This window comes from Bartonella sp. CR127HXZ, from assembly GCF_042194555.1.
In the GTDB taxonomy this organism is placed as follows: Bacteria; Pseudomonadota; Alphaproteobacteria; order Rhizobiales; family Rhizobiaceae; genus Bartonella; species Bartonella grahamii.
The window spans coordinates 1-5,556 of record NZ_JBHIMZ010000033.1 but is presented as its reverse complement, the minus strand read 5'-3'; the positions used below and the strand labels follow the sequence as shown (position 1 = coordinate 5,556).

1 protein-coding gene and 1 pseudogene are annotated in these 5,556 nt (G+C 38.3%); one reads left to right on the top strand and one right to left on the bottom strand.

Translation table 11 applies throughout. The annotated features are described in order from the left end of the window. Positions 1-381: pseudogene (locus ACFIKY_RS08710) on the bottom strand (ShlB/FhaC/HecB family hemolysin secretion/activation protein); the annotation flags it as partial. Positions 382-979: 598 nt separating this feature from the next. Here ACFIKY_RS08710 and ACFIKY_RS08705 point away from each other — a divergent pair. Continuing rightward, positions 980-5,556: DEAD/DEAH box helicase (locus tag ACFIKY_RS08705; RefSeq protein ID WP_375661713.1), on the top strand; the 4,577-nt coding region annotated here is incomplete at its 3' end.

Below are 5,556 nucleotides of genomic sequence, written 5' to 3'. Positions count from 1 at the left end.
AATACATCTTCCAACATAAGGCTCTGTTACGGCTGATATAGAGCGCTTTTTGACATGGTGCACTCCCTCAACAACAACAGCATGAATTGGAAAACATTGCTTCCCACCTAAAAGCGTTTCTGGATTTTGCTCTGAAGGCGTCTTTATCCTTTTAGGCGTTAAAGCGCGTAATTTCTCAATTCTTTCTAATTGCTGCTTTTCTGAATACCTGCGAGAAAAATTATCTGTTGGGGAATGAAAAATAGCTGAGGAGCGCGCATAAACACTTACACCTGTAAACAAACCAAAGAAAACAACAATGGCACGAAAAATTCTCAAAAGAGAACTTTGGCGTAAAAATACAGAAAACAATACAGATTGCCCCCGCTTTGCACTATTCATGAAGCATGATTTAAAAGAACTTCATGGAACCTCTAACAAGACCACTCAAAACAGCCACTGCCCTATGACGCTTTTAACAAAAGCACATGCCTCTGTGACCAAAAAAGTGACACCCAAAACTGCTTTTAACTGCTGAAGATCTCTCCCCCACATTTATATGAAAAGACCTCTAAACAAAACTGTTTAGCGCGTCAATGGTTAATACATCAATATCCCCATAAATATAAAGGATAAATTTGCTCAACCATATCCCCTTGCATTCATAGAGTGAACCTTCAAAGGACACCTAATCTATGAGTTTTGAAGGTTTGAGAAACCTTCAAAACCTATCTATAAAACCTATCAAGGCACATAGTTCATTTGTCTTGATTAACCCGTAAAACGAACAGCAAATTTCACTATTTTGCTGTTCTTACCTCATGTCATAGGCTGTGGATAAGTAGCCTTTAATAAAATTTCTTTTTAAGCAGGTTGTGGGTCTTTAGCACCCTTTTTTTATTTTATTATTGCTATGTTTTAAATAGATCTAGCAGATTCTATTTAAAGTTTTTTGACACCGATAGATCAACGCTTATAAAGCGGTGGGGTTTTATTATAAATGCTTCAATCTCATAACAAACCACTGACATTACGCTCTCTGTTACAATCCTACCGTGATCATACAGAAAGTGCGCGCGATAGAGGAACTTCTTTTGAAAAGTTTGTAATTGCTTATTTGACGAAAGACCCCCTGCAATGCCAAGAATATGAAAAGGTTCAAACCTATTGTGAATGGGCAAAAGAGCATGGGGAAGATGGGCGTGATATCGGCATTGATCTGGTTGCTAAAATTCGTGATGAAGAAGGATATGCCGCTATTCAATGTAAGTTTTATAGTGCAAATCATCAGATCAAGAAAGAAGATATTGATAGCTTTATTGCTGCTTCGGGAAAAAAGATCTTCACACGCCGTATTCTGGTTGATAGCACCGAAGGTAATTGGAGTAACAATGCCGATCTCACCTGTGAAGGACAAGGAGTCCGCATTCAACGGATTAATCTTTTTGATTTAGAAAACAGTCAAATAGATTGGTCAACCTTTGAAAGCAAAGGGGAAGCTACTCTTAAGAAAAAAGAACCGAAAAATCTTTTAGATCATCAACAAGAAGCGCTTAAAGCTGTTTGTGAAGGGTTAAAAGAAGCAGACCGCGGCAAGCTGATTATGGCGTGTGGAACGGGAAAGACCTTTACCAGTCTGAAGATAGCAGAAGCTCTTGCTGGTCAAGGTAAACGTGTTTTATTCCTTGTCCCCTCTCTTTCTTTAATGTCACAAACAATAAGAGAATGGACAGCAGATACAGCAATCCCCTTGCGTTCCTTTGCGGTGTGTTCTGATACACAAGTTGGCAAGCGTCGTAAAGCCCAAGATGATGCTGCCGAACTCGATGTCTCGGATCTCGCTCTACCAGCAACAACAGATTCTCAAAAGCTTGGAGAAAAAGCCAATAAGACTTCTCCTGATGCAATGACTGTGGTCTTTGCTACCTACCATTCGATCCAGGTGATTTCGGATGCGCAAAAGAAATATGCTTTACCGGAATTTGATCTGATCATTTGTGATGAAGCACACCGTACCACTGGAGCTGTGTTAGGAACAGACAAGAGTGAATCTGAGTTTATCAAGGTTCATGACAATAGCCTTATTCGGGGCAATAAACGGCTGTATATGACAGCAACACCTCGTATCTTTAGTGACAATGCCAAAAAACAAGCTAATGAGATTGATGCCGTTCTGGCTTCTATGGATGATGAAGAGCTTTATGGCAAAATCCTTTATTCTTATAGTTTCTCCCATGCTGTAAAAAATGGACTTTTAACGCCTTACAAGATTATCGTTTTAGGTGTTGATGAAGGAGAAGTGAGTAAATCTATCCAGCATCTGATGACAGATAAGAATTATGAACTTATTCTTGATGATAGAACAAAGATCATGGGTTGTTATCAAGCTCTTACCAAAATGGATCTGAAAATTGATCTTGGAGATGATACAAGACCCATGCATCGGGCTTTGGCTTTTTGTAGAGATATTAATACTTCTGAACGCATATGTAGAACATTCAACGATGAAGAAGTTAAGAAAGATTTACGTGATCTTCATGAAAACCATAAAAATATTCCCCCTCTTAACTGTCAAGCAGATCATATTAATGGAAAATCTGGTGCCAAAAACCGTACGATAAAACTTGATTGGTTGAAAGAAGATGCGGGTGAGAATGTCTGCCGTATATTAACCAATGTACGCTGCCTTTCAGAAGGTGTTGATGTTCCTTCCCTTGATGCGGTTATGTTTTTACACCCGCGTAAAAGCCAAGTGGATGTGATACAAGCAGTGGGACGTGTGATGCGTCGTGCAAAAGGCAAAAAGATGGGCTATATCATTTTGCCGGTTGGTGTTCCTGCTGGTGTTTCACCAGAAGAGGCATTAAAAAACAATAAGAGATACAGTGTTGTCTGGCAAGTTCTCAATGCTTTGCTTGCCCATGATGAGAATTTTAGTAAAACCCTTAACCAGATGGTCTTAGGACAAGACGTAAGCTCTATCATCGACATTGTTACAGTTTCTAAAAAGACCGAATTAGAGAATGTCACCACGGTTATTGACGAAATCCCGCTCCACGAAAAATCAGAACAATCCGGACTTCGTATTGGGACACAAGCTCATGAACCGCAACATAGTCATAGCGTAACAGGAAGATTACCCTTTTTTGTTGAGTTTCCCAATGCTCTCAAAACACTGATTGTTAAAAAATCTACCATGAGTGATTATTGGGGCATTTGGGCTGGCAATGTTGCTGAGATTGCACAAAACCATATCACACGCCTTCAAACTATGCTTTCTGATCAAACAAGCGAAGCTTATCATGCCTTTGATACGTTTTATAAGGAATTAAAAAACAACTTAAACAGTGAGATAAAGCAAGAAGAAGCCGTTGAGATGTTAGCGCAACATCTTGTAACGCGTCCTGTGTTTGAAGCTTTGTTTGAGGGCAATGAATTTGTACAAAACAATGCCATTTCGCAAGCAATGGAAAAAATCTTAACAGAACTCGATAAAACCAATATTGAAGAAGAATCCAAAGAATTACAAGAGTTTTATGACAGCGTAAAATTCCGTGCCTCTGGCATTACCGAACCACAGGCAAGACAAAATCTTATTATCAAACTTTACGAAGATTTTTTTACCAAGGCATTTAAGAAAACCACGGATAGGCTTGGGATTGTTTATACCCCCGTTGAGGTCGTGGATTTTATCATTCATTCTGTTGATGATGTTTTACGCAATGAATTTGGAAAAAGCTTGGGGTCACGTGGTGTTTCTATTCTTGACCCTTTCACTGGAACGGGTACCTTTATCACAAGGCTTTTACAATCAAAGCTCATAAAACCAGAGGATATGGAATATAAGTTCCGTCATGATATCCATGCCAATGAGATTGTCTTGCTAGCGTACTACATAGCAGCCATTAACATTGAATCGACTTATCATAGTTTGAAGAAAGGAGAGTATACTCCTTTCAAACATATTGGTTTAACCGATACATTCCGGATGCTTGAAAAACAAGATCTGATGAGAGGTTTACTAGAGAAAAACAGTGAATATTTAGAACTTCAGAAAAACCTCAATATTGAAGTTATTTTTGGGAATCCTCCTTATTCAACAAAGCAAAAAAACGAAAATGATAATGCAAAAAACACACCCTATCCGATTTTAGATAAACGTATTAGTGAAACTTATGCTGCTCATTCAAAAGCAACCAATATGCAAGCAATTTATGATAGCTATATTCGTGCTATTCGCTGGGCAAGTGACCGTATTGATAATGCTGGGATAATCGGATTTGTCACAAATGCCGGTTTTATTAATGGAAGTTCTACGGACAGTCTACGAAAGTGCCTCGTTGAGGAATTTAGCAGCCTTTATATTTTCCATTTACGGGGTAACCAACGAACTTCTGGAGAACTTTCTCGAAAAGAAGGTGGTAAAATTTTTGGTTCTGGATCTCGAGCCCCTATAGCGATTTCCATTCTCGTAAAAAATCCAAATGCACAACAGCGTGGTAAGATATATTTTCGTGATATTGGAGACTATCTCACGAGACAAGAAAAGCTTACAATGATTGAATCCCTTGGAAGCATTGATGGTATTACACGGAGTAAACAAGGTTGGCAAATCATTATACCAGATAAGCACGGTGATTGGATAAATCAACGTGATGACAATTTTAAAGCATTTTTAGCCATAGGTGTTAAGAAAGGTAATAATAAGAAAAAGCTCTTTGAAACTTTTTCGTGTGGTATACAAACTAATCGTGATGCTTGGGCATATAACTCAAATCGTGAAGTTTTAGCAAAAAACATGAGTTATATGATTGCTTTCTATAATAGCGAAGTGGAACGTTTTAATAATGTCTATCCGCATGCTGACCGTAAGTTACGTGCAAATGCTGTAAACGATTTTGTTAGTGTTGATGCTACAAAAATTTGTTGGAGTAGTAGTCTGAAAGAAGAGTTTGTAAGAGGAAAGGTTTTTGAATTTGAAGATAAATGTCTTATTCAAAGCCTATATCGTCCTTTTACGAAGCAATGGCTTTACTATAGTCGTATTTTTAACCATAGAGTCTATCAAATGCCGCGTATATTTCCGATAGGGGAAATGATTGGAAATAAAGTAATTCAAGTTACAGGTATAGGAGCAATGGGAGGCTTTTCTGTGCTTATGACTACGGCTCTACCCGATGTTCAGGTGATAGAAAATGGACAATGCTTTCCACGCTATATTTATGAAGATAGTACGGTCCCAAAAAGTAAAAATGAAAAACAATCCCATTTATTTGCGAATTCTATAGAAGACAGGAAAACATCAGGTTTAGAACAACATGATGCCATTACAGATGAGGGACTAGCGCATTTTAAAGCTGCTTATCCTAATGAGACTATAATAAAAGAAGATATCTTTTATTACGTATACGGTCTACTTCACTCAGAAGATTATCGTGCCCGTTATGCTGATAACCTCTCTAAAGAGTTGCCTCGCATCCCTTGTGTAAAAAGCGCTGAAGATTTTTGGAAGTTTGTAACAGCTGGGCGTGAACTGGGTCATTTGCACGTAAACTATGAAACTGTAGAACCTTATCC